This is a genomic window from Pseudomonas sp. Pseusp15, assembly GCF_059492165.1.
Genome location: NZ_CP168523.1, coordinates 141,843 through 161,245 on the forward strand (window position 1 = coordinate 141,843; position 19,403 = coordinate 161,245).

General features: G+C 60.0%; 19 protein-coding genes. 11 read left to right on the forward strand and 8 right to left on the reverse strand.

The annotated features are described in order from the left end of the window. Positions 1-39: 39 nt before the first annotated feature. Genes ACEN8R_RS00660 through ACEN8R_RS00670 form a run of 3 tightly spaced genes read left to right on the forward strand, consistent with a single transcriptional unit; the run spans position 40 to position 3,105 of the window. Complete coding sequence (locus ACEN8R_RS00660; protein WP_019581093.1) at positions 40-1,221, forward strand: amino acid ABC transporter permease; 1,182 nt, start codon at positions 40-42, stop codon at positions 1,219-1,221. A gap of 10 nt (positions 1,222-1,231) precedes the next feature. Then, a complete protein-coding gene (locus tag ACEN8R_RS00665) occupies positions 1,232-2,329 on the forward strand; it encodes an amino acid ABC transporter permease (protein ID WP_018927108.1) in 1,098 nt (365 codons plus the stop codon). A gap of 11 nt (positions 2,330-2,340) precedes the next feature. Then, complete coding sequence (locus ACEN8R_RS00670; RefSeq protein ID WP_007936266.1) at positions 2,341-3,105, forward strand: amino acid ABC transporter ATP-binding protein; 765 nt, start codon at positions 2,341-2,343, stop codon at positions 3,103-3,105. Between the two features lie 142 nt (positions 3,106-3,247). Here ACEN8R_RS00670 and ACEN8R_RS00675 read toward each other — a convergent pair whose 3' ends face one another. Continuing rightward, positions 3,248-3,706: an REP-associated tyrosine transposase gene (locus ACEN8R_RS00675; protein ID WP_258612662.1), complete on the reverse strand. Its 459-nt coding sequence runs from the start codon at positions 3,704-3,706 to the stop codon at positions 3,248-3,250. Positions 3,707-3,916: 210 nt separating this feature from the next. Between ACEN8R_RS00675 and ACEN8R_RS00680 the strand changes: the two genes are divergently transcribed. The 5 genes from ACEN8R_RS00680 to ACEN8R_RS00700 all read left to right on the forward strand — a co-directional run bounded on the left by ACEN8R_RS00680 (position 3,917) and on the right by ACEN8R_RS00700 (position 7,838). Continuing rightward, entirely contained in the window at positions 3,917-4,576 is a 660-nt protein-coding gene (locus tag ACEN8R_RS00680) for a FadR/GntR family transcriptional regulator (protein WP_028940339.1), read from the forward strand. Beyond that, complete coding sequence (locus ACEN8R_RS00685) at positions 4,566-5,882, forward strand: CynX/NimT family MFS transporter (protein WP_495624528.1); 1,317 nt, start codon at positions 4,566-4,568, stop codon at positions 5,880-5,882. The genes ACEN8R_RS00680 and ACEN8R_RS00685 overlap by 11 nt, the downstream gene beginning before the upstream one ends. A 100-nt stretch (positions 5,883-5,982) precedes the next feature. Continuing rightward, positions 5,983-6,453, forward strand: coding sequence for a nuclear transport factor 2 family protein (locus tag ACEN8R_RS00690; protein WP_495624529.1), 471 nt, complete (start codon positions 5,983-5,985; stop codon positions 6,451-6,453). A gap of 40 nt (positions 6,454-6,493) precedes the next feature. Next, a complete protein-coding gene (locus ACEN8R_RS00695; protein ID WP_018927103.1) occupies positions 6,494-6,814 on the forward strand; it encodes a GIY-YIG nuclease family protein in 321 nt (106 codons plus the stop codon). Between the two features lie 88 nt (positions 6,815-6,902). Beyond that, the gene (locus ACEN8R_RS00700; RefSeq protein ID WP_018927102.1) at positions 6,903-7,838 is read left to right on the forward strand and encodes a glutathione S-transferase family protein; all 936 of its coding nucleotides are present in this window, start codon (positions 6,903-6,905) and stop codon (positions 7,836-7,838) included. Between the two features lie 84 nt (positions 7,839-7,922). Here ACEN8R_RS00700 and ACEN8R_RS00705 read toward each other — a convergent pair whose 3' ends face one another. Together ACEN8R_RS00705 and yejK are read right to left on the reverse strand one after the other, a co-directional pair. Continuing rightward, complete coding sequence (locus ACEN8R_RS00705) at positions 7,923-8,273, reverse strand: glutaredoxin family protein (RefSeq protein WP_018927101.1); 351 nt, start codon at positions 8,271-8,273, stop codon at positions 7,923-7,925. Continuing rightward, positions 8,273-9,277 carry a nucleoid-associated protein YejK gene (gene yejK / locus ACEN8R_RS00710; RefSeq protein ID WP_018927100.1) on the reverse strand — a complete coding sequence of 335 codons (1,005 nt, stop codon included), beginning with the start codon at positions 9,275-9,277 and terminating at the stop codon, positions 8,273-8,275. The genes ACEN8R_RS00705 and yejK overlap by 1 nt, the downstream gene beginning before the upstream one ends. 397 nt (positions 9,278-9,674) lie before the next feature. On the opposite strand from yejK, the gene ACEN8R_RS00715 reads away from it, so the two are divergent. Next, entirely contained in the window at positions 9,675-9,956 is a 282-nt protein-coding gene (locus tag ACEN8R_RS00715; RefSeq protein ID WP_007905514.1) for an HU family DNA-binding protein, read from the forward strand. Positions 9,957-10,056: 100 nt separating this feature from the next. On the opposite strand, the gene rlmF is transcribed toward ACEN8R_RS00715, so the two are convergent. The 5 genes from rlmF to ACEN8R_RS00740 all read right to left on the reverse strand — a co-directional run bounded on the left by rlmF (position 10,057) and on the right by ACEN8R_RS00740 (position 16,738). Further along, a complete protein-coding gene (gene rlmF / locus ACEN8R_RS00720) occupies positions 10,057-11,079 on the reverse strand; it encodes a 23S rRNA (adenine(1618)-N(6))-methyltransferase RlmF (RefSeq protein WP_018927099.1) in 1,023 nt (340 codons plus the stop codon). Between the two features lie 175 nt (positions 11,080-11,254). After that, on the reverse strand, positions 11,255-14,101 hold the full coding sequence (locus ACEN8R_RS00725; protein WP_495624530.1) for a valine--tRNA ligase: 2,847 nt from the start codon (positions 14,099-14,101) through the stop codon (positions 11,255-11,257). 265 nt (positions 14,102-14,366) lie between these two features. Next, positions 14,367-14,750 carry a hypothetical protein gene (locus ACEN8R_RS00730; protein WP_028940332.1) on the reverse strand — a complete coding sequence of 128 codons (384 nt, stop codon included), beginning with the start codon at positions 14,748-14,750 and terminating at the stop codon, positions 14,367-14,369. Between the two features lie 8 nt (positions 14,751-14,758). After that, positions 14,759-15,187 (reverse strand): DNA polymerase III subunit chi, encoded by a 429-nt coding sequence (locus ACEN8R_RS00735; protein ID WP_018927096.1) that lies wholly within the window; start codon positions 15,185-15,187, stop codon positions 14,759-14,761. A 60-nt stretch (positions 15,188-15,247) separates the two neighbouring features. Then, on the reverse strand, positions 15,248-16,738 hold the full coding sequence (locus ACEN8R_RS00740; protein ID WP_495624531.1) for a leucyl aminopeptidase: 1,491 nt from the start codon (positions 16,736-16,738) through the stop codon (positions 15,248-15,250). A 295-nt stretch (positions 16,739-17,033) separates the two neighbouring features. Between ACEN8R_RS00740 and lptF the strand changes: the two genes are divergently transcribed. Together lptF and lptG are read left to right on the forward strand one after the other, a co-directional pair. Continuing rightward, positions 17,034-18,152 carry an LPS export ABC transporter permease LptF gene (gene lptF, locus ACEN8R_RS00745; protein WP_258612657.1) on the forward strand — a complete coding sequence of 373 codons (1,119 nt, stop codon included), beginning with the start codon at positions 17,034-17,036 and terminating at the stop codon, positions 18,150-18,152. Then, positions 18,145-19,206 carry an LPS export ABC transporter permease LptG gene (gene lptG, locus ACEN8R_RS00750; RefSeq protein ID WP_018927093.1) on the forward strand — a complete coding sequence of 354 codons (1,062 nt, stop codon included), beginning with the start codon at positions 18,145-18,147 and terminating at the stop codon, positions 19,204-19,206. The genes lptF and lptG overlap by 8 nt, the downstream gene beginning before the upstream one ends. Positions 19,207-19,403 lie beyond the last annotated feature (197 nt).

The window sequence follows — 19,403 nt, forward strand, 5'->3', positions numbered from 1 at the left end:
ACCGGGTGATGTTCTGTTCCATTATTTCCGGGGCACTTCATGCAAAATTCAATCGGCGCACCAAAGCAGAGGTTCAGCCTCAGCGATCCGCGAGTGCGTGCGTGGCTGTTTCAGATCATTACGGTTCTCGCCGTGGTCGGGATGGGTTGGTACCTGTTCGACAACACTCAAACCAACCTGCAACACCGGGGCATTACCTCCGGTTTTAGCTTTCTTGAGCGCAGCGCCGGTTTCGGCATCGCTCAGCACCTGATCGACTACACCGAATCGGACAGTTATGCCCGGGTGTTTGTCATCGGCCTGCTCAACACCTTGCTGGTGACGTTCATCGGCGTGATCCTGGCGACGATCCTCGGTTTCATCGTCGGTGTGGCACGACTCTCGAAGAACTGGATCATTGCCAAGATGGCGACGGTTTATGTCGAGGTCTTCCGTAACATTCCGCCGCTGCTGCAAATCCTGTTCTGGTACTTCGCGGTGTTTCTCACCATGCCAGGGCCGCGCAATAGCCATAACTTCGGCGACACCTTCTTCGTCAGCAGCCGCGGCCTGAACATGCCGGCAGCGTTGACAGCGAACGGTTTCTGGCCGTTTGTGGTGAGCATCGTCGTGGCCATTGTCGCGATCGTGCTGATGTGCCGCTGGGCCAACAAGCGTTTCGAAGAGACCGGCGTACCGTTCCACAAATTCTGGGTAGGCCTGGCAATGTTCCTGGTGATCCCTGCGTTGTGCGCATTGATCTTCGGTGCGCCGCTGCATTGGGAAATGCCACAGCTGCAAGGTTTCAACTTTGTAGGCGGCTGGGTGCTGATCCCTGAACTGCTGGCACTGACCCTGGCCCTGACGGTGTACACCGCGGCGTTCATCGCCGAAATCGTGCGTTCGGGCATCAAGTCGGTCAGCCACGGCCAGACCGAAGCGGCTCACTCGCTGGGGCTGCGCAACGGTCCGACCCTGCGCAAGGTGATCATCCCGCAAGCCCTGCGTGTGATCATTCCGCCGCTGACCAGCCAATACCTGAACCTGGCGAAAAACTCCTCGCTGGCGGCCGGTATCGGTTATCCGGAGATGGTGTCGTTGTTTGCCGGTACGGTGCTGAACCAGACCGGACAGGCGATCGAAGTCATTGCCATCACCATGAGCGTGTACCTGGCGATCAGTATCAGCATTTCCCTGCTGATGAACTGGTACAACAAGCGCATTGCGCTGATCGAGCGGTAAGGAAGAGCGCATGACGACTCATACTTTCAAACCCGACATGCCTCCACCGAGCAGCAGCATCGGTGTCGTGGCGTGGATGCGGGCGCACATGTTTTCCAGCTGGATCAACACCCTGCTGACGTTGTTCGCGTTCTATCTGATTTACCTGATAGTTCCGCCTCTCGTGAGCTGGGCGATCCTCGACGCCAATTGGGTCGGCACCACCCGTGCCGATTGCACCAAGGCCGGCGCTTGCTGGGTGTTCATTGAGCAGCGCTTCGGCCAGTTCATGTATGGCTACTACCCGGTGGACTTGCGCTGGCGCGTGGACCTGACCGTGTGGCTGGCAGTTATCGGCGTGGCGCCGTTGTTCATCGCACGTGTTCCGCACAAGGCAATCTACGGCCTGAGCTTTCTGGTGCTCTATCCGATCATTGCCTACCTCCTGCTGCACGGTGGTGTATTCGGTCTGAGCCAGGTGGCGACCAGCCAGTGGGGCGGCCTGATGCTGACCCTGGTGATCGCTACCGTCGGTATCGTCGGCGCACTGCCGCTGGGTATCGTGCTGGCCCTGGGCCGTCGTTCGAACATGCCGGCGATTCGGGTGGTCTGCGTGACCTTCATCGAGTTCTGGCGCGGTGTGCCGTTGATCACGGTGCTGTTCATGTCGTCGGTGATGTTGCCGTTGTTCCTGCCCGAAGGCATGAACTTCGACAAATTGCTGCGGGCGTTGATCGGCGTGATCCTGTTCCAGTCGGCGTACATCGCCGAGGTGGTGCGTGGCGGTCTGCAAGCGATCCCTAAAGGTCAGTACGAAGCGGCTGCGGCAATGGGCCTCGGTTACTGGCGCAGTATGGGCCTGGTGATTTTGCCGCAAGCCCTGAAGCTGGTAATCCCTGGCATCGTCAACACCTTCATTGCGCTGTTCAAGGACACGAGCCTGGTGATCATCATCGGCCTGTTCGACTTGCTCAACAGCGTCAAGCAAGCCGCCGCCGACCCGAAATGGTTGGGCATGGCCACTGAAGGCTATGTGTTCGCGGCCCTGGTGTTCTGGATTTTCTGTTTTGGTATGTCCCGCTATTCCATGCATTTGGAACGCAAGCTGGACACTGGCCACAAGCGTTAGGAGCGTAGTTTATGAGTGAAGCGATCAAACAGCCTGTGAGTCCTCAAGGCATTATTCAGATGCAGGGCGTAAACAAGTGGTACGGCCAGTTCCACGTGTTGAAAGACATCAACCTGAACGTCAAGCAGGGCGAGCGTATCGTGCTGTGCGGCCCGTCGGGTTCCGGCAAATCCACCACCATCCGTTGCCTCAATCGCCTGGAAGAACACCAGCAGGGCCGTATCGTGGTCGATGGCGTGGAACTGACCAACGACCTCAAGCAGATCGAAGCGATCCGTCGTGAAGTCGGCATGGTGTTCCAGCACTTCAACCTGTTCCCGCACCTGACCATTCTGCAGAACTGCACCTTGGCGCCGATGTGGGTACGCAAGATGCCCAAGCGCAAGGCCGAAGAAATCGCCATGCATTACCTGGAGCGCGTACGCATTCCAGAGCAGGCGCATAAATACCCGGGGCAACTGTCCGGTGGTCAGCAACAGCGTGTGGCGATTGCCCGTGCCCTGTGCATGAAACCGAAAATCATGCTGTTCGACGAACCGACGTCGGCACTCGACCCGGAGATGGTGAAAGAGGTGTTGGACACCATGATCGGCCTGGCCGAAGACGGCATGACCATGCTCTGCGTGACCCACGAAATGGGCTTCGCCCGTACCGTGGCCAACCGCGTGATCTTCATGGACAAGGGTGAAATCGTCGAGCAGGCCGCGCCGAACGACTTTTTCGACAACCCGCAGAACGAGCGGACGAAGTTGTTCCTGAGCCAGATCCTGCATTGATAGGCGCTTGGCAGTGAAATAAACCCGGACTCTGTTCCGGGTTTTTTTTGCTCCAATGAAACGCTCCACCTGCTGACCGCGAACCCTGTAGGAGCCGGCTTGCTGGCGATGGCGGCATACCAGACGCCACCGAGTATCCCGGCTATAGCCATTTGGCATCCCACAATGGGTAATCGTGCACACGTGTGACAAGCCCCGCACGCAATGGATTGGCAACGATGTATCGGGCGACCGCTTGCAGATCCGCTTCACGGCGAATCGCGCGATCATGGAAACCTCTCTGCCATACCATCCCTCTGCGCTCCAGTCGCGCGTTTACCGCCCGCGCGCTGCGCGATTTGGTTGCCAGCACCAACGCCGACAACGAGTTGTTCTTCAGTTCGACCAGCCAATGAAAATGGCCGGGCATCACCACCCAGGCGAGGGAATCGACCCATTCTTCTGTCTGCGCCTGACGAAAGTGGTCTACCACCAGACGTCCTGCCCGCCAGTCAGTAAAAAACGGGGTGCGATTCCAGGTGACAGCTGTCAGCAGGTAGATTTGGCCGGTTTGGGAATAACGTCCGGCGCGTAAGCGATTGGCATGGGGAAGATCGGGCATTCCATTGCCCTCCTGTGTTTTGAGAGAAACAGAAGGCTAGTACGCAATAGTGAGGGGCATTGCCAAAGTTCAGTTCTGAATGTGTCGGTACGATCGCCATCGCCAGCAAGCCGGCTCCTACAGGGTTTGCGTGAGCCCGTTGCCTTGTCGGACGAAGCTGACTAACATGTCAGAAAATTCATCCTATGATTGGATGAAAGGGCGAATTCTATGTCAGATATTTCTCCATTAATTAAACGGTCCTTGGTCGATCAGGCCCTGGACCAGTTGCGCCTGCGCATTAATCAAGGTGTCTGGACGGTCGGCCAGCGCTTGCCCACCGAGCCGGAATTGGCGACGGAGCTGGGCATCAGTCGCAACACCGTGCGCGAAGCCATGCGCGTGTTGGCGTTTTCCGGGTTGATCGAGATCCGCCAGGGCGACGGCAGCTACGTGCGGGCGGTAGTCGATCCTTTGGATACGATGAAGGCGCTGTCCCGCTGCTCTCAGGAACAGGCTCGGGAAACCCGGCACATTCTGGAAGTCGAAGCCATCGGTCTGGCTGCATTACGCCGCACCGATGAAGACCTGGTGGCGTTGCGCGAGGCGCTGGGCGTCAGCGGCAGTCACTACCACGGCGATCTCGACACCTACATCGCCTGTGACCTAGTGTTCCACCGTCGTCTGGTGGACGCGGCGCACAACCCGACCCTCAGCGAGCTGTATCGCTATTTCTCCAGCGTCGTGGGCGCGCAGTTGCGTCAGACCCTGAACGTCACCCCCCGACGCCAAGCGGTGTTCGACCTGCATATCGAGCTGCTCGATGCCGTCGAACAACGCGACCCGGAACGGGCCAAAGCCCTGATGAGGCAATTGATCAATGAACCTTGAAACCGAGAATCCGATGTCCAGTCAGCAGGCGAGCCACAGCCGCACCACTGAGCTCAAGCGGACGGCGGAGCTCGAAGAGCTGTTGATCGATGCCGAGGCCGATGATGCAGAGGTTCAGCGAAGTCACCCGCTCCTGCGGCGTCCGTGGCTGTTGCTGCTGGGGCTGATTCTGGTGGCGCTGAACTTGCGTCCGGCGCTGTCGAGCATGGCGCCGATGCTCAGCGAGGTCTCGAAAACACTGGGGCTATCGGCTGCCCAGGCCGGTTTGCTGACCACCTTGCCGGTGCTTTGCCTTGGTCTGTTCGCGCCGTTGGCGCCGGTGCTTGCGCGACGTTTTGGTGCCGAGCGGGTGGTGCTGGGGATTCTCCTGATGCTGGCCAGCGGGATCATTTTGCGCAGTTCGTTCGGCGAGGTCGGCCTGTTCGCCGGTAGCGTGCTGGCTGGCGCCAGCATTGGGGTGATCGGCGTGCTGCTGCCCGGTATCGTCAAGCGCGACTTCCCGAAACAGGCCGGCACCATGACCGGCGTCTACACCATGGCCCTGTGCCTGGGCGCGGCCATGGCGGCTGGCGCGACCGTGCCGTTGAGCGAACATTTCGACAAGAGTTGGGCGCTGGGCCTTGGCTTCTGGGTGGTTCCGGCCTTGGTCGCGGCGATGTTCTGGCTGCCGCAAGTCGGTCAGAAACACGGCGCACATAACGTTGCCTATCGGGTCCGAGGCCTGTTGCGCGATCCGCTGGCCTGGCAAGTGACCTTGTACATGGGCCTGCAATCGTCTCTGGCTTACATCGTATTCGGTTGGCTGCCGTCGATTCTGATCGGTCGCGGTCTGACGCCAACCCAGGCCGGTCTGGTGCTGTCGGGGTCGGTGATTGTCCAGTTGATCAGCTCGTTGGCGGCACCGTGGCTGGCGACCCGTGGCAAGGATCAGCGACTGGCGATCGTGATCGTCATGGCAATGACCCTCGGCGGCTTGTTCGGTTGCCTGTATGCGCCGATCGAAGGTCTGTGGGGCTGGGCAATCCTGCTGGGACTGGGGCAGGGTGCTACGTTCAGCCTGGCATTGACCCTGATCGTGCTGCGCTCGAGGGATGCCCATGTCGCCGCCAACCTGTCGAGCATGGCCCAGGGTTTCGGCTACACCCTGGCATCCATGGGGCCGTTCGCAGTCGGTGTGGTGCATGACTGGACTGGCGGCTGGAGCGCCCTGGGCTGGATCTTCGGTGTCATTGGTCTCGGCGCGATCATCGCCGGCCTCGGCGCAGGGCGTTCGCTGTATGTGCAGGTCGAAAGCGAAAAGATCTGATTCGCACACACTGTCGGTATTCGGGGGGCGAATGCTGATGGTGTTTCGTCCGTTTGCAGATTATCGTGCTGGCAATCTGCCTATTTTCCGGAGCCTGCCCATGAGTGACGCCCACGACGCCTTGATCACCCGGTTCTATCAAGCCTTCCAGCGGCTGGATGCCGAGGCCATGAGCGCCTGCTACACCGACGACGTGGTGTTCAGTGATCCGGCGTTCGGCGAACTGCGCGGGCGCGATGCCGGCGATATGTGGCGCATGCTCACCACCCGCGCCAAGGACTTCTCCCTGACCTTCGATAACGTGCGCAGCGATGAGCGCACTGGTGGCGCCCATTGGGTGGCGACGTACCTGTTCAGCCAGACCGGCAATATCGTGGTCAATGACATTCAGGCGCGATTCGTGTTCCGCGACGGCAAGATCTGCGAGCACCACGACAGTTTTGATCTGTGGCGCTGGTCGCGTCAGGCACTGGGTTTCAAAGGGCTGTTGTTAGGCTGGACCCCGCTGGTAGGTAACGCCGTGCGTGCTCAGGCCTTGAAGGGGTTGAAGGCATTCCAGGCCAGTCGCTGATAAGATCGCAGCTTGTTTTCTTTCAAGCCTTGATCGTCACGTGAGCACCTCGAGCGAATCTTCCGTCATTGCCGCCGAACCGTCGGTGCCTGTCAGCAAACCCTGGTTCGTCTACCTCGTTCGCGCGGCCAATGGTTCGCTCTACTGCGGGATCAGCGACGATCCCGTACGTCGCTTCGCCACCCATCAGAGTGGCAAGGGCGCGCGCTTCTTCCTGTCGAGCCCGGCCGTGGCGCTGGTTTATACCGAGCGCTGCCGCGATAAAGGCGAAGCGCTGCGCCAGGAGCGTTTGATCAAGAAACTCAAGAAAAGCGCCAAGGAATGTCTGGTGGCGAGTGCGGCTGCGGGCTTATCAATCTGACTGATAGGCGCCCATCAGGCAGATGGGTAGGCTGCCTGCCGATTGCGCGTTAAGCTGCGGGCTCCTTATCCGAGCGGCGGAGCCGAGCATGTCCGAGTTGATTCTGCATCATTACCCGACGTCCCCTTTCGCCGAAAAGGCCCGCTTGCTGCTGGGCTTCAAGGGGTTGTCCTGGCGCTCTGTGATGATCTCGCCGGTGATGCCAAAACCCGACCTGACGGCCCTGACCGGCGGCTACCGCAAGACGCCGGTGTTGCAGATCGGTGCTGATGTCTATTGCGACACCGCGTTGATCGCTCGTCGTCTGGAGCAGGAAAAAGCTTCACCGGCGTTTTTCCCGGAAGGCCAGGAAATGGTCACGGCGACCTTTGCGGCGTGGGCCGATTCGGTGGTGTTCCAGCATGCGGTCAGTCTGGTGTTCCAGCCAGAATCGGTAGCGGTGCGCTTCGGCAAATTGTCGCCGGAAGCGATCAAGGCATTTCTGGCCGATCGCTCCGGCTTGTTCAGCGGTGGCAGTGCCACTCGGTTGTCGGCCGAGCAGGCAAAGCATCAGTGGCCAACGATCATGGCGCGTCTGGAGCAGCAGCTTGAGCGTGAGCAGGGGGACTTCCTGTTCGGCGAACCGTCGATTGCCGACTTTGCCCTGGCTCACTCGCTGTGGTTCCTCAAGGCGACGCACGTGACGTCACCGTTAGTGGATGCTTATCCGGCCGTTTCGGCGTGGTTTGGCCGCGTGATGGGTTTTGGTCATGGCGCATTCAGCGAGATGACGGCCGAGCAAGCGCTAGAGATTGCCCGCAATGCCACACCGGCCCCGTTGCCGGATGAGCAGTTCGATGAGCCGAACGGGTTCGAGGTTGGCCAGCAGGTGGTGATTGCAGCGACCGATTACGGGGTTGATCCGGTGGCGGGTGAGTTGATGTTTGCCGGCAGCGAAGAGTTGATTCTGCGCCGTGAAGACGAGCGGGCCGGTGTGGTGCATGTGCACTTTCCGCGGTTCGGGTTTCGTATCGAAGCGCAGTAACCTGGCATCACCGAAGATGGGATTGGTTACGATCTGTGGCGAGGGAGCAAGCCCCCTCGCCACAGGATTGTTTGAAGCTGATGGTTATTTCAGCGCCGCAAGCACCTGGTCCGGGTCATACCCGCGAATCAACGTTCCATTCACATCGATGATCGGAATCCCGCGTCCGCCGAGTGCCTCATAGGCTTTGCGCGCCACGGCATCCTTCTCGATATCGAATTCCTTGTACGGAATACCTTTCTGATCGAGGAAGCGCCGGGTCAGCTTGCAGTAGCCGCACCAGTCAGTGGCGTAGAGCACGACGTTGGCCTTGGCCTGGGTCTGCTCGGACACCACCTGCGAGGGGTGAAGCACCCGCTCGATCTTGCCCCAGTTCTGGTAAACCACGACCACCAGCAGGATCAGCAGGAATTTTTTCAACACGCCACCGAGCATCAGTTGCGTCGCTTGAGCTGGTCGGTCAGTTGGGTCGGCAGGCCTTTGATGATCAGCGTGCCGGCCTCCTCGTCGTATTCGATCTTCGAACCCAACAGGTGCGCTTCGAAGCTGATCGACAGGCCTTCGGCGCGGCCGGTGAAGCGGCGGAACTGGTTCAGGGTGCGCTTGTCCGCCGGGATCTCCGGGGACAGGCCGTAGTCCTTGTTGCGGATGTGATCGTAGAAGGCTTTCGGGCGATCTTCGTCGATCAGTTCGGACAACTCTTCCAGGCCCATGGGCTCGCCCATTTTGGCCTGGCTGCTGGCGTAATCCACCAGGGTCTTGGTCTTCTCACGCGCGGACTCTTCCGGCAAGTCTTCGCTTTCGACGAAGTCACTGAACGCCTTGAGCAGAGTGCGGGTTTCACCGGGGCCGTCGACGCCTTCCTGGCAGCCGATGAAGTCGCGGAAGTACTCCGAAACCTTTTTGCCATTCTTGCCTTTGATGAACGAGATGTACTGCTTGGACTGTTTGTTGTTCTGCCACTCGGAGACGTTTATCCGCGCTGCGAGGTGCAACTGGCCAAGGTCCAGATGTCGCGAAGGGGTCACGTCCAGCTGATCGGTCACCGCCACGCCTTCGCTGTGGTGCAGCAGGGCGATGGCCAGGTAATCGGTCATGCCTTGCTGGTAATGCGCGAACAGCACATGGCCACCGACCGAGAGGTTGGATTCTTCCATCAGCTTTTGCAGATGCTCGACCGCCACCCGGCTGAAGGCCGTGAAATCACGACCACCGTCGAGGTATTCCTTCAGCCAGCCGCTGAATGGAAACGCACCGGACTCCGGATGGAACAGCCCCCAGGCTTTGCCCTGTTTGGCGTTATAGCTTTCGTTCAAGTCGGCGAGCATGTTCTCGATGGCCGCGGACTCAGCCAGTTCAGAGTCGCGGGCGTGAAGAACTGCGGGTGTGCCGTCGGGTTTTTTGTCGATCAGGTGGACGATGCAATGACGGATCGGCATGGGCTTCTCGGCTGATTGGAGAGAGGAGGGCGTGCTCCCCCGAAAAAGCGCCCAGTGTACCGCAACCACTGGTTTTGGCGTGGTCCGAAGGGCAATTCGAAGCTCTGCGGCGACCCTGATGTGATTTTTTCCCGATTTAGAGCAATAAAGCTGACCAAATGGGTAGCTAGAGGCGGATATTTCCCCGTCTCTGTGCTAGTTTTGCCCGGTCTTACGCGAAGTCACTGCGTTAAGCGTGCATTCAGCATTTGTCAGGTCGAACCAAACCCTGATTTCGGTATCTATAACCCCGACTCGTCGTGGTTATGGCCGAGGGTGCCAGATCCAGAAGATCGGGCTCGATGGCTGACACTGCACTCTGCAATCCATATGAATTTGATAGGGAAGGAACACTACAATGGCTCTTACTAAAGACCAACTGATCGCCGACATCGCTGAAGCTATCGACGCGCCAAAAACCACCGCGCGTAACGCTCTGGACCAACTGGGCCAAATCGTTGCCGATCAGCTGGAAAACGGCGGCGAAATCACTCTGCCAGGTATCGGCAAGCTGAAAGTGACTGAGCGTCCTGCCCGTACCGGCCGCAACCCTTCGACTGGCGCTGCCATCGAAATCGCTGCCAAGAAAGTGATCAAGCTGGTTGTGGCCAAAGGCCTGACCGACGCTGTCAACAAGTAAGACTTGTTAAAAAAACCGTGCTCCGGAGCAATCCGGGCACGGTTTTTTTGTGTCTGCGATTCAGCGATTGATCAGGCTCAATCGCTGTCTCGGTTGTTACTCAGCTTTTGCGGGCCCAGCGCTCGCGCCAGACCTGTTGCTCGGATTTGGTCTGGAAGGTCCAGGCGACGAAGCGACTTTGCTTCTGCCCTTGGGACATTTCCACGACCTGGCTTTCCAATACGCCGGCCTTTTTCAGCGCCGTCTGGATCGCCGGCAGGTTCGAGGCTTTCGAGACCAGGGTGCTGAACCAAAGCACTTTGTGTTGAAAGTGCGCGCTCTCGGCGATCAGTTGCGTCACAAACCGTGCCTCGCCACCTTCACACCACAGTTCGGCCGATTGCCCACCAAAGTTCAGCACCGGCAGTTTGCGTTTTGGGTCGGCGCGGCCCAGCGCGCGCCATTTACGCACGCTACCCTTGGTCGCCTCGTCCATCGAGGCGTGGAACGGCGGGTTGCACATCGTCAGGTCAAAGCGTTCGCCGGGTTCGAGCAAGCCCAACAGAATGTGCTTGGGATTAGTTTGCTGGCGAAGCTGGATGGCTTTGTTCAGCCCGTTGGACTGCACGATGGCTTTGGCTGAGGCTACGGCTATCGGGTCGATTTCCGAGCCGAGGAAGTGCCAACGGTAGTCGCTGTAGCCGATCAGCGGATAGACGCAGTTGGCGCCCATGCCGATATCGAGCACCTTGACCGGCGCGCCGCGAGGGATCTCGCCGTCGTTGACGCTGGCCAGCAGGTCGGCCAGGAAGTGCACGTAGTCGGCACGGCCCGGAACCGGCGGGCACAGGTAGTCGGCCGGGATGTCCCAATGGGCGATGCCATAGAACGCCTTGAGCAGCGCCCGGTTGAACACTCGCACCGCGTCCGGGCTGGCGAAGTCGATGCTCTCCTTGCCGTACGGATTGATGATCACGAACTTCGCCAGTTCCGGCGTGCTCTTGATCAGCGCCGGGAAGTCGTAACGACCCTGATGGCGATTGCGCGGGTGCAGGCTGGCCTTCTCGCGTGGCTCCACGGCTTTGGCCGGGGTCGCGGGTTTAGGCTTTTTGCGCGCAGGTTTGGGTGTGCTGGGGGCGGTCATGGGCGAGGTCGATTCGGGTATGGCTAAAAGTGGCGGGTATTGTCCCACATCCAGCTGCTGCTCACCCAATTGTGAAGATCGCTGTATGTCCCTGTGGCAGCGGGTGTTTGGGAGTATGTGGCGGGCATAAAAAAGGGAGGCCGCTGGGGCCTCCCTGTTTTATTGCGATGTGCCGTTACAAACTGGCAATCCGCGCATGTTGCTCCGCCAGCTTGCCCAAAGCCTGTTCAGCTTCAGCCAGTTTGGCGCGTTCCTTCTCGATGACTTCGGCCGGGGCCTTGTCGACGAAACCGGCGTTGGACAGCTTGCCGCCGACGCGCTGAACCTCGCCCTGCAAACGCAGGATTTCCTTGTCCAGGCGCGCCAGTTCGGCGTCCTTGTCGATCAGGCCGGCCATCGGTACCAGCACTTCCATCTCGCCAACCAGTGCGGTGGCGGACAGTGGTGCTTCTTCGCCAGCCTTCAGAACAGTGATCGATTCCAGACGCGCCAGCTTCTTCAGCAGGGCTTCGTTCTCGGTGAGTCGACGCTGATCTTCGGCGCTGACGTTTTTCAGGAACAGGTTCAGCGGCTTGCCTGGACCGATGTTCATTTCACCGCGGATGTTACGGGTGCCGAGCATCAGACCCTTGAGCCATTCGATGTCGTCTTCGGCGGCCGGATCGATGCGTTCCTCGTTAGCCACTGGCCACGGTTGCAGCATGATCGTCTTGCCTTGGATACCGGCCAGCGGTGCGACGCGTTGCCAGATTTCTTCGGTGATGAATGGCATGAACGGGTGAGCCAGGCGCAAAGCGACTTCCAGCACTCGAACCAGGGTGCGACGGGTGCCGCGCTGACGCTCGACCGGCGCGTTTTCGTCCCACAGCACAGGCTTGGACAGTTCCAGGTACCAGTCGCAATACTGGTTCCAGATGAACTCGTACAAGGCTTGTGCCGCCAGGTCGAAACGGAACTGATCGAGTTGACGGGTCACTTCGACTTCGGTGCGTTGCAACTGCGAGATGATCCAGCGATCCGCCAGCGAGAGCTCGTAGGCTTCGCCGTTCTGGCCGCAGTCTTCGCCCTTGTCCAGTACGTAGCGCGCGGCGTTCCAGATCTTGTTGCAGAAGTTGCGATAGCCTTCGACGCGGCCCATGTCGAACTTGATGTCACGACCGGTGGACGCTAGCGAGCAGAAGGTGAAGCGCAGGGCGTCGGTGCCATAGCTGGCGATGCCTTCGGCGAACTCGTCGCGGGTCTGCTTCTCGATCTTCTTCGCCAGTTTCGGCTGCATCATGCCGGAGGTGCGTTTCTGCACCAGCTCTTCCAGCTCGATACCGTCGATGATGTCCAGGGGGTCCAGGACGTTGCCCTTGGACTTGGACATCTTCTGGCCCTGGCCGTCACGCACCAGGCCGTGCACATAAACAGTCTTGAACGGAACCTGCGGCGTGCCGTCTTCGTTTTTCACCAGGTGCATGGTGAGCATGATCATCCGGGCAACCCAGAAGAAAATGATGTCGAAACCGGTCACCAGCACGTCGGTGGAGTGGAATTTCTTCAGGAATTCGGTCTGCTCCGGCCAGCCAAGGGTGGAGAAGGTCCACAGGCCCGAACTGAACCAGGTATCCAGAACGTCGTTGTCTTGTTGCAGCGCAACGTCCGGCCCGAGGTTGTGCTTGGCACGCACTTCGGCTTCGTCGCGACCGACGTAGACCTTGCCCGACTCGTCGTACCAGGCCGGAATCCGGTGGCCCCACCACAGCTGACGGCTGATGCACCAGTCCTGGATATCGCGCATCCACGAGAAGTACATGTTTTCGTACTGCTTTGGCACGAACTGAATGCGGCCGTCTTCAACCGCGGCGATGGCCGGCTCGGCCAATGGCTTGGTGGACACGTACCACTGGTCGGTCAGCCACGGCTCGATGATGGTGCCGGAGCGGTCGCCTTTAGGCACTTTCAGGGCGTGGTCGTCGACGCTGACCAGCAGGCCGGCGGCTTCGAACGCTGCCACGATCTGCTTGCGCGCTTCGAAGCGGTCGAGGCCGGCGTATTCGGCCGGGATCTTGCCGTCGATGCTCTCGTTCAGTGTGCCGTCGAGATTGAACACCTGGGCCGCAGGCAGCACATGGGCGTTTTTGTCGAAGATGTTCAGCAGCGGCAGGTTGTGGCGCTTGCCGACTTCGTAGTCGTTGAAATCGTGGGCCGGGGTGATTTTCACGCAGCCGGTGCCGAATTCAGGGTCGCAGTAATCGTCGGCGATGATCGGGATGCGGCGGCCAACCAGCGGCAGCTCGACAAATTTGCCGATCAGGGCTTTGTAGCGTTCATCGTTCGGGTTAACGGCCACGGCGGCGTCGCCGAGCATGGTTTCCGGACGCGTGGTCGCGACGATCAGGTAGTCGTTGCCTTCAGCGGTTTTGGCGCCATCGGCCAGCGGGTACTTCAGGTTCCACAGGAAACCTTTCTCGTCGTGGTTTTCCACTTCAAGGTCGGAAATCGCCGTGTGCAGCTTGGTGTCCCAGTTGACCAGACGCTTGCCGCGATAGATCAGACCGTCTTCGTGCAGGCGCACGAAGGCTTCTTTCACCGCCTCCGAGAGGCCGTCGTCCATGGTGAAGCGCTCACGGCTCCAATCCACGGACGAGCCGAGGCGGCGGATCTGACGGCTGATGTTGCCGCCGGACTGATCCTTCCATTCCCAGACTTTCTCGAGGAATTTCTCACGGCCCAGATCGTGGCGATTCTGGCCCTGAGCTTCGAGTTGACGCTCCACCAGCATTTGCGTGGCGATACCGGCGTGGTCGGTGCCTGGCTGCCACAGGGTGTTGCGACCCTGCATACGGCGGAAACGGATCAGGGCGTCCATGATCGCGTTGTTGAAGCCGTGACCCATGTGCAGGCTGCCGGTGACGTTCGGCGGCGGGATCATGATGGTGTAGGACTCGCCCTCGCCTTGAGGGGCGAAGTAGTTCTCGGACTCCCAGGTGTTGTACCAGGAAGTTTCAATGGCGTGCGGCTGGTAGGTCTTATCCATGCGCGGCGGGACCCTATTGGCATTTATTCAGGAAAAGCCGGGAAGTATAGCGGGGCACGGGGCGTAGGGCGAGCAGGGGCGGACAGGGCGCAGATCAAATTGTGAAAGGGACTCGTGGCGAGGGAGCTTGCTCCCGTTGGGGCGCGAAGCGGCCCCGGACCATCAAGTCAGGTGTATCAGGTACACCGAGTGTTCGGGTTTTGCGGCTGCTTCGCAGCCGAGCGGGAGCAAGCTCCCTCGCCACAGAAGCCCGCTCGGCTCAGGGTTACTCGTACTGGCTAAGCAACCGTTCCATCCGTGCATCAAGGCGGCGTTTGATTTCGGTTTCGATGTGCGGGGCGAAGTCGTCGATCACGTCTTGCATGATCAATTGCGCGGCGGCGCGCAGCTCGCTATCCAGGTGCAACAGGGCATCGGGGCCCTTGTTGGCGGCAGGAGCCGGCTGGGCGGCCGGGGCGGGTGGTGGCGGTTCGGCCTGGGGCGCATGGCCGACGGTGTCGAACAGCATGGGAATCTGTTCCTGGTCGCCTTCAATGACGGCGTCGGTCAGCAACGGCGGTTGCAGGTTGTCATCGCCGAGCAGTTGGCGGATCGACTCAAGGTCTTCCAGCAGGTGCACGGACTTTTGCGGTGGTTTTGGAGTGTCCATCGGAATGCTCAGAGTCGCTGTAAACGGTGATCTTGCAGAGGATAGCCCTGTTCGCGGTAGAAACGAAAACTCTCCCGCGCAGCCGCACGAATCGCCGGGTCTTCCACCACCACTTCCGCCACGCGGGCGAATTGTCTGGCAAAGGCCGGGACTTTCAGGTCGAGATTGACCAGCAGATCCTGATGCTGACCGCAGTCATCGCCAAGACCCAACACAATCAAACCGTCCGGCTCGCTTTCGGCAGGACCGTGGGGCACGAAGCTTTCGCCCTTGAACGCCCACAACCGCGCATCGAGCGCATCACGCTGGGCGGCATCGCTGCAATGCAGGTAAATGCGGTGGCCCATGCGCCAGGCTTTTTCGGTGAGCTTGCAGGCGAAATCCAGCCGCGCCGAAGGATCGGCGCTGGGCAGGATATAGAAGTCGACTTTGGTCATTGCGGTTCCTGAGTTGCAAGCGGCGTCACCCCAGAGTGACGCCGCTGCAAGTCATCGGTTTCAGGCTTTGGCGCGGTCCAGCAGGTATTGGGTCAGCAGGGGAACCGGACGGCCAGTGGCGCCCTTGTCCTTGCCGCCGCTGGTCCAGGCTGTGCCGGCGATGTCCAGGTGTGCCCAGTTCAGGTTCTTGGTGAAGCGCGACAGGAAGCAGGCGGCGGTGATGGTGCCGGCTTTCGGGCCGCCGATGTTGGCGATGTCGGCGAACGGGCTGTCCAGCTGCTCTTGATACTCATCGAACAGCGGCAGTTGCCAGGCGCGGTCGTCGGCGGCTTGGCCGGCGCTCAGCAGCTGGCCGATCAGTTCGTCGTTGTTGCCCAGCAGGCCCGAGGTGTGGGCGCCCAGTGCCACGACACAAGCACCGGTCAGGGTGGCGATGTCGATCACCGCTTGCGGCTTGAAGCGTTGGGAGTAGGTCAGGGCATCGCACAGCACCAGACGGCCTTCGGCGTCGGTATTGAGGATTTCAACTGTCTGGCCGCTCATGGTGGTGACGATGTCGCCCGGACGCGAAGCGTTGCCGCTCGGCATGTTCTCGGCGCAGGCCAGGATGCACACCAGGTTGATCGGCAGTTTCAGCTCAAGCACGGCACGCAGGGTGCCGAACACGCTGGCGGCGCCGCCCATGTCGTACTTCATCTCATCCATGCCGGCGCCTGGCTTGAGGCTGATGCCGCCGGTGTCGAAGGTGATGCCTTTGCCGACGAGGGCGTACGGCTTCTCGGATTTCTTGCCGCCGTTGTATTGCATGACGATCAGGCGCGGTGGCTGGGCGCTGCCCTGGCCAACGGCGTAGAACGAACCCATGCCCAGGTCCTTGATCTTCTTCTCATCGAGGACTTCGACCTTCAGGCTTTTAAACTCTTTGCCCAGGTTCTTGGCTTGTTCGCCAAGGAACGTCGGGTGGCAGATGTTCGGCGGCAGGTTGCCCAGGTCACGGGTGAAGGCCATGCCGTTGGCGATCGCGGTGGCGTGGGCCACGGCGCGTTCGACTTCAGCCTGTGCCGCCTTGATGGTCACCAGAGTGACTTTCTTCAGGGAGCGCGGGTCAGCTTTCTGGCTCTTGAACTGTTCGAAGATGTACTCGCCGTCCACCAGTGTTTCGGCCAGCAGGCGGGTCTTGCCATAGCTGTCACGGCCCTTGACCACCACTTCGTCCAGGGCCAGCACTGCATCGCTGCCGCCCAGGCCTTTCAGGGTATTGAGGATGCCGGCGATGATTTTGCGGAACGGGCGATCGCCCAGTTCTTCATCCTTGCCCACGCCCACCAGCAGCACGCGTTCGGCCTTGAGGTTGGGCAGGCTGTGCAGCAACAGGCTTTGGCCGACTTTGCCGGCCAGGTCGCCGCGCTTGAGCACTGCGCTGATAGCGCCGCCGCTCAGTTCGTCGAGTTGTTTGGCAACGGTGCCAAGTTTGCGGCCTTCGCGGACGGAGACCACCAACGTGGCGGTCTTCAACGTTTCCGGGCTAACGCTTTTTACAACCAGTTCCATGTCCGGGTCCCTGAATTAATGGTCAAACTGCGCGACGCGCAGAGGCTTGCCTATAAGTAGAAAGGCGCCGGTGTGTTGCCAGCGACAAAGGCCGCAGTTTGAACCTCGCTGCCTGCGCCTGACAACCCTCGGTTATGCGAACTTCAGCGGTTCAGGTACCTGCTTGAGCATGCGCAGTGACAGGCGCACTCAATCACAGGATAATGCGCCATCTTTTTCGGCGGCCCTGCCCTGCGGGCCGGCTGATACGTTTGTTTGTTTGGCCGCTTAGCCTGACAACCCTGGAGTGTCTGGTTTGATTGTCTTCCGTTATCTATCCCGCGAAGTCCTGTTGACCTTGAGCGCCGTCAGCGCCGTGCTGCTGGTCATCATCATGAGCGGACGCTTCATCAAATACCTCGCCCAGGCGGCCTCTGGGCTCCTGGACCCGGGCTCGCTGTTCCTGATCATGGGCTTTCGTCTGCCGGGCTTCCTGCAGCTGATTCTGCCTTTGGGGCTGTTTCTCGGGATCCTGCTGGCCTATGGTCGTCTGTACCTTGAAAGCGAAATGACCGTGTTGTCTGCCACTGGCATGAGCCAGCAGCGTCTGTTTGCCATGACTCTTTTTCCGGCGACCCTGGTTGCCCTGATCGTGGCATGGCTGAGCCTGAGCCTGGCGCCACAAGGTGCCAACCAGTTCCAGCTGCTGCTGAACAAACAGGATGCACTGACCGAGTTCGACACCCTCGAGCCGGGTCGCTTCCAGGCCTTGCGCGACGGCACTCGGGTGACCTACACCGAGCAACTGTCGGATGACCGCATCAATCTGGGCGGCGTGTTCATTTCGCAAAAGAATGTCAGTTCCGACAACAAGGATCGGGGGATTTCCGTACTGGTGGCCGAGAAGGGCCGTCAGGAAATCAGGCCTGATGGCAACCGCTACCTGATTCTCGACAACGGCTACCGCTACGACGGTAATCCGGGTCTGGCCGACTACCGCGCCATCAAGTACGACGAGTACGGTGTATTGCTGCCAAAACCGGACGTCAGCGACGAAGTGACTGACCGTGATGCGATGACCACCAGTTCCTTGCTGGCCAGCGACGACATCCGTTCGCGTACCGAACTGCAATGGCGCCTGTCCTTGCCGTTGCTGGTCTTCATCGTGACCCTGATGGCGGTGCCGCTGTCGCGGGTCAATCCGCGCCAGGGCCGTTTCCTCAAGCTGCTGCCGGCGATTCTTCTTTATATGGCTTACCTGACCATCCTGATTGCCGCTCGCGGCGCCCTTGAAAAGGGCAAGATCCCGCCGGCATTGGGTTTGTGGTGGGTGCATGCAATCTTCCTGGCCATCGGTCTGGGCTTGCTGTACTGGGAGTCGCTGAACTTGAAGATGGCGAGTCGCCGCAGCGCGCTGGAGGTGGCCCGTGGATAAGCTCGATCGCTATATTGGTAGCAGCGTGTTCATCGCGATCCTGGCGGTGCTGGGGATCATTCTGGGCTTGGCAACGCTGTTCGCCTTCATCGATGAGATGAGCGAAGTCAGCGATACCTACACGCTGATGGATGTCCTGAGTTACGTGTTGCTGACCGCGCCGCGCCGCCTGTACGACATGTTACCGATGGCAGCGCTGATCGGTTGCCTGATTGGTCTCGGCAGTCTGGCCAGTCACAGCGAGCTGACCATCATGCGTGCCGCCGGTGTGTCCATTGGTCGGATCGTCTGGGCCGTGATGAAGCCGATGCTGATCCTGATGGTGGTAGGGCTGGTGATTGGCGAGTACGTCGCGCCGGCCACGGAAATCACCGCTCAAGCCAACCGCTCGCTGGCCCAGGGCAGTGGCGATGCGCAAAGCGCCAAGCACGGTTTGTGGCACCGTCAGGGTGATGAGTTCATTCACGTCAACTCCGTGCAGCCCAACGGTCTGTTGTACGGCGTGACCCGTTATCGTTTTGACGATCAACGCCACATGCTGTCTTCGAGCTTCGCCAAACGTGCGGAATTCGATACCGATCACTGGCAACTGACCGATGTCACGACCACGCTGTTCCATGACAAAAGTACCGAAGTGGTTACTGCCCCTGTGGAACGCTGGGAAATCGCCCTGAGCCCGCAACTGCTGAGTACCGTGGTGATGGCGCCCGAGTCGTTGTCGATCAGCGGTCTGTGGAATTACATCCACTACCTGGCTGACCAGGGCCTGAGCAACGGTCGTTACTGGCTGGCGTTTTGGGTAAAGGTGTTGCAGCCGCTGGTGACCGCTGCATTGGTGTTGATGGCGATTTCCTTCATCTTCGGTCCGCTGCGTTCGGTGACCCTCGGTCAGCGGGTCTTCACTGGCGTACTGGTGGGCTTCACTTTCCGTATCGTCCAGGATTTGCTCGGGCCTTCGAGCCTGGTGTTCGGTTTCTCGCCGCTGTTTGCGGTGCTGGTGCCGGCCGGTGTCTGCGCCCTGGCCGGGGTCTGGTTGCTGCGCCGGGCCGGTTGATTGTAGGAGCCGGCTTGCTGGCGATTGCATCGCTGCGGTCATCCAGACCCACCGCGGCGTCCCCATCGCCAGCAAGCCGGCTCCTACAAAAGTCGCCAAAAACGCCCCTGTCGCAAGACTGGGGCGTTTTTGTAGGCGCCGTCTGACCTGCAAACGTGACGCTTGCGCCGTGGATCAGGTACAATTCCCGGCTATTT

Bases quoted from the DNA above. Each gene is read 5' to 3' on its own strand.
- ACEN8R_RS00735 (WP_018927096.1), bottom strand. From the start codon at position 15,187: ATGACCAAAGTCGACTTCTATATCCTGCCCAGCGCCGATCCTTCGGCG.
- ACEN8R_RS00730 (WP_028940332.1), bottom strand. From the start codon at position 14,750: ATGGACACTCCAAAACCACCGCAAAAGTCCGTGCACCTGCTGGAAGAC.
- ACEN8R_RS00670 (WP_007936266.1), top strand. From the start codon at position 2,341: ATGAGTGAAGCGATCAAACAGCCTGTGAGTCCTCAAGGCATTATTCAG.
- yejK (WP_018927100.1), bottom strand. From the start codon at position 9,277: ATGCCGATCCGTCATTGCATCGTCCACCTGATCGACAAAAAACCCGAC.
- ACEN8R_RS00665 (WP_018927108.1), top strand. From the start codon at position 1,232: ATGACGACTCATACTTTCAAACCCGACATGCCTCCACCGAGCAGCAGC.
- rlmF (WP_018927099.1), bottom strand. From the start codon at position 11,079: ATGACCGCCCCCAGCACACCCAAACCTGCGCGCAAAAAGCCTAAACCC.
- ACEN8R_RS00715 (WP_007905514.1), top strand. From the start codon at position 9,675: ATGGCTCTTACTAAAGACCAACTGATCGCCGACATCGCTGAAGCTATC.
- ACEN8R_RS00705 (WP_018927101.1), bottom strand. From the start codon at position 8,273: ATGCTCGGTGGCGTGTTGAAAAAATTCCTGCTGATCCTGCTGGTGGTC.
- ACEN8R_RS00660 (WP_019581093.1), top strand. From the start codon at position 40: ATGCAAAATTCAATCGGCGCACCAAAGCAGAGGTTCAGCCTCAGCGAT.
- ACEN8R_RS00700 (WP_018927102.1), top strand. From the start codon at position 6,903: ATGTCCGAGTTGATTCTGCATCATTACCCGACGTCCCCTTTCGCCGAA.
- ACEN8R_RS00680 (WP_028940339.1), top strand. From the start codon at position 3,917: ATGTCAGATATTTCTCCATTAATTAAACGGTCCTTGGTCGATCAGGCC.
- ACEN8R_RS00725 (WP_495624530.1), bottom strand. From the start codon at position 14,101: ATGGATAAGACCTACCAGCCGCACGCCATTGAAACTTCCTGGTACAAC.
- ACEN8R_RS00690 (WP_495624529.1), top strand. From the start codon at position 5,983: ATGAGTGACGCCCACGACGCCTTGATCACCCGGTTCTATCAAGCCTTC.
- ACEN8R_RS00740 (WP_495624531.1), bottom strand. From the start codon at position 16,738: ATGGAACTGGTTGTAAAAAGCGTTAGCCCGGAAACGTTGAAGACCGCC.
- ACEN8R_RS00685 (WP_495624528.1), top strand. From the start codon at position 4,566: ATGAACCTTGAAACCGAGAATCCGATGTCCAGTCAGCAGGCGAGCCAC.
- ACEN8R_RS00675 (WP_258612662.1), bottom strand. From the start codon at position 3,706: ATGCCCGATCTTCCCCATGCCAATCGCTTACGCGCCGGACGTTATTCC.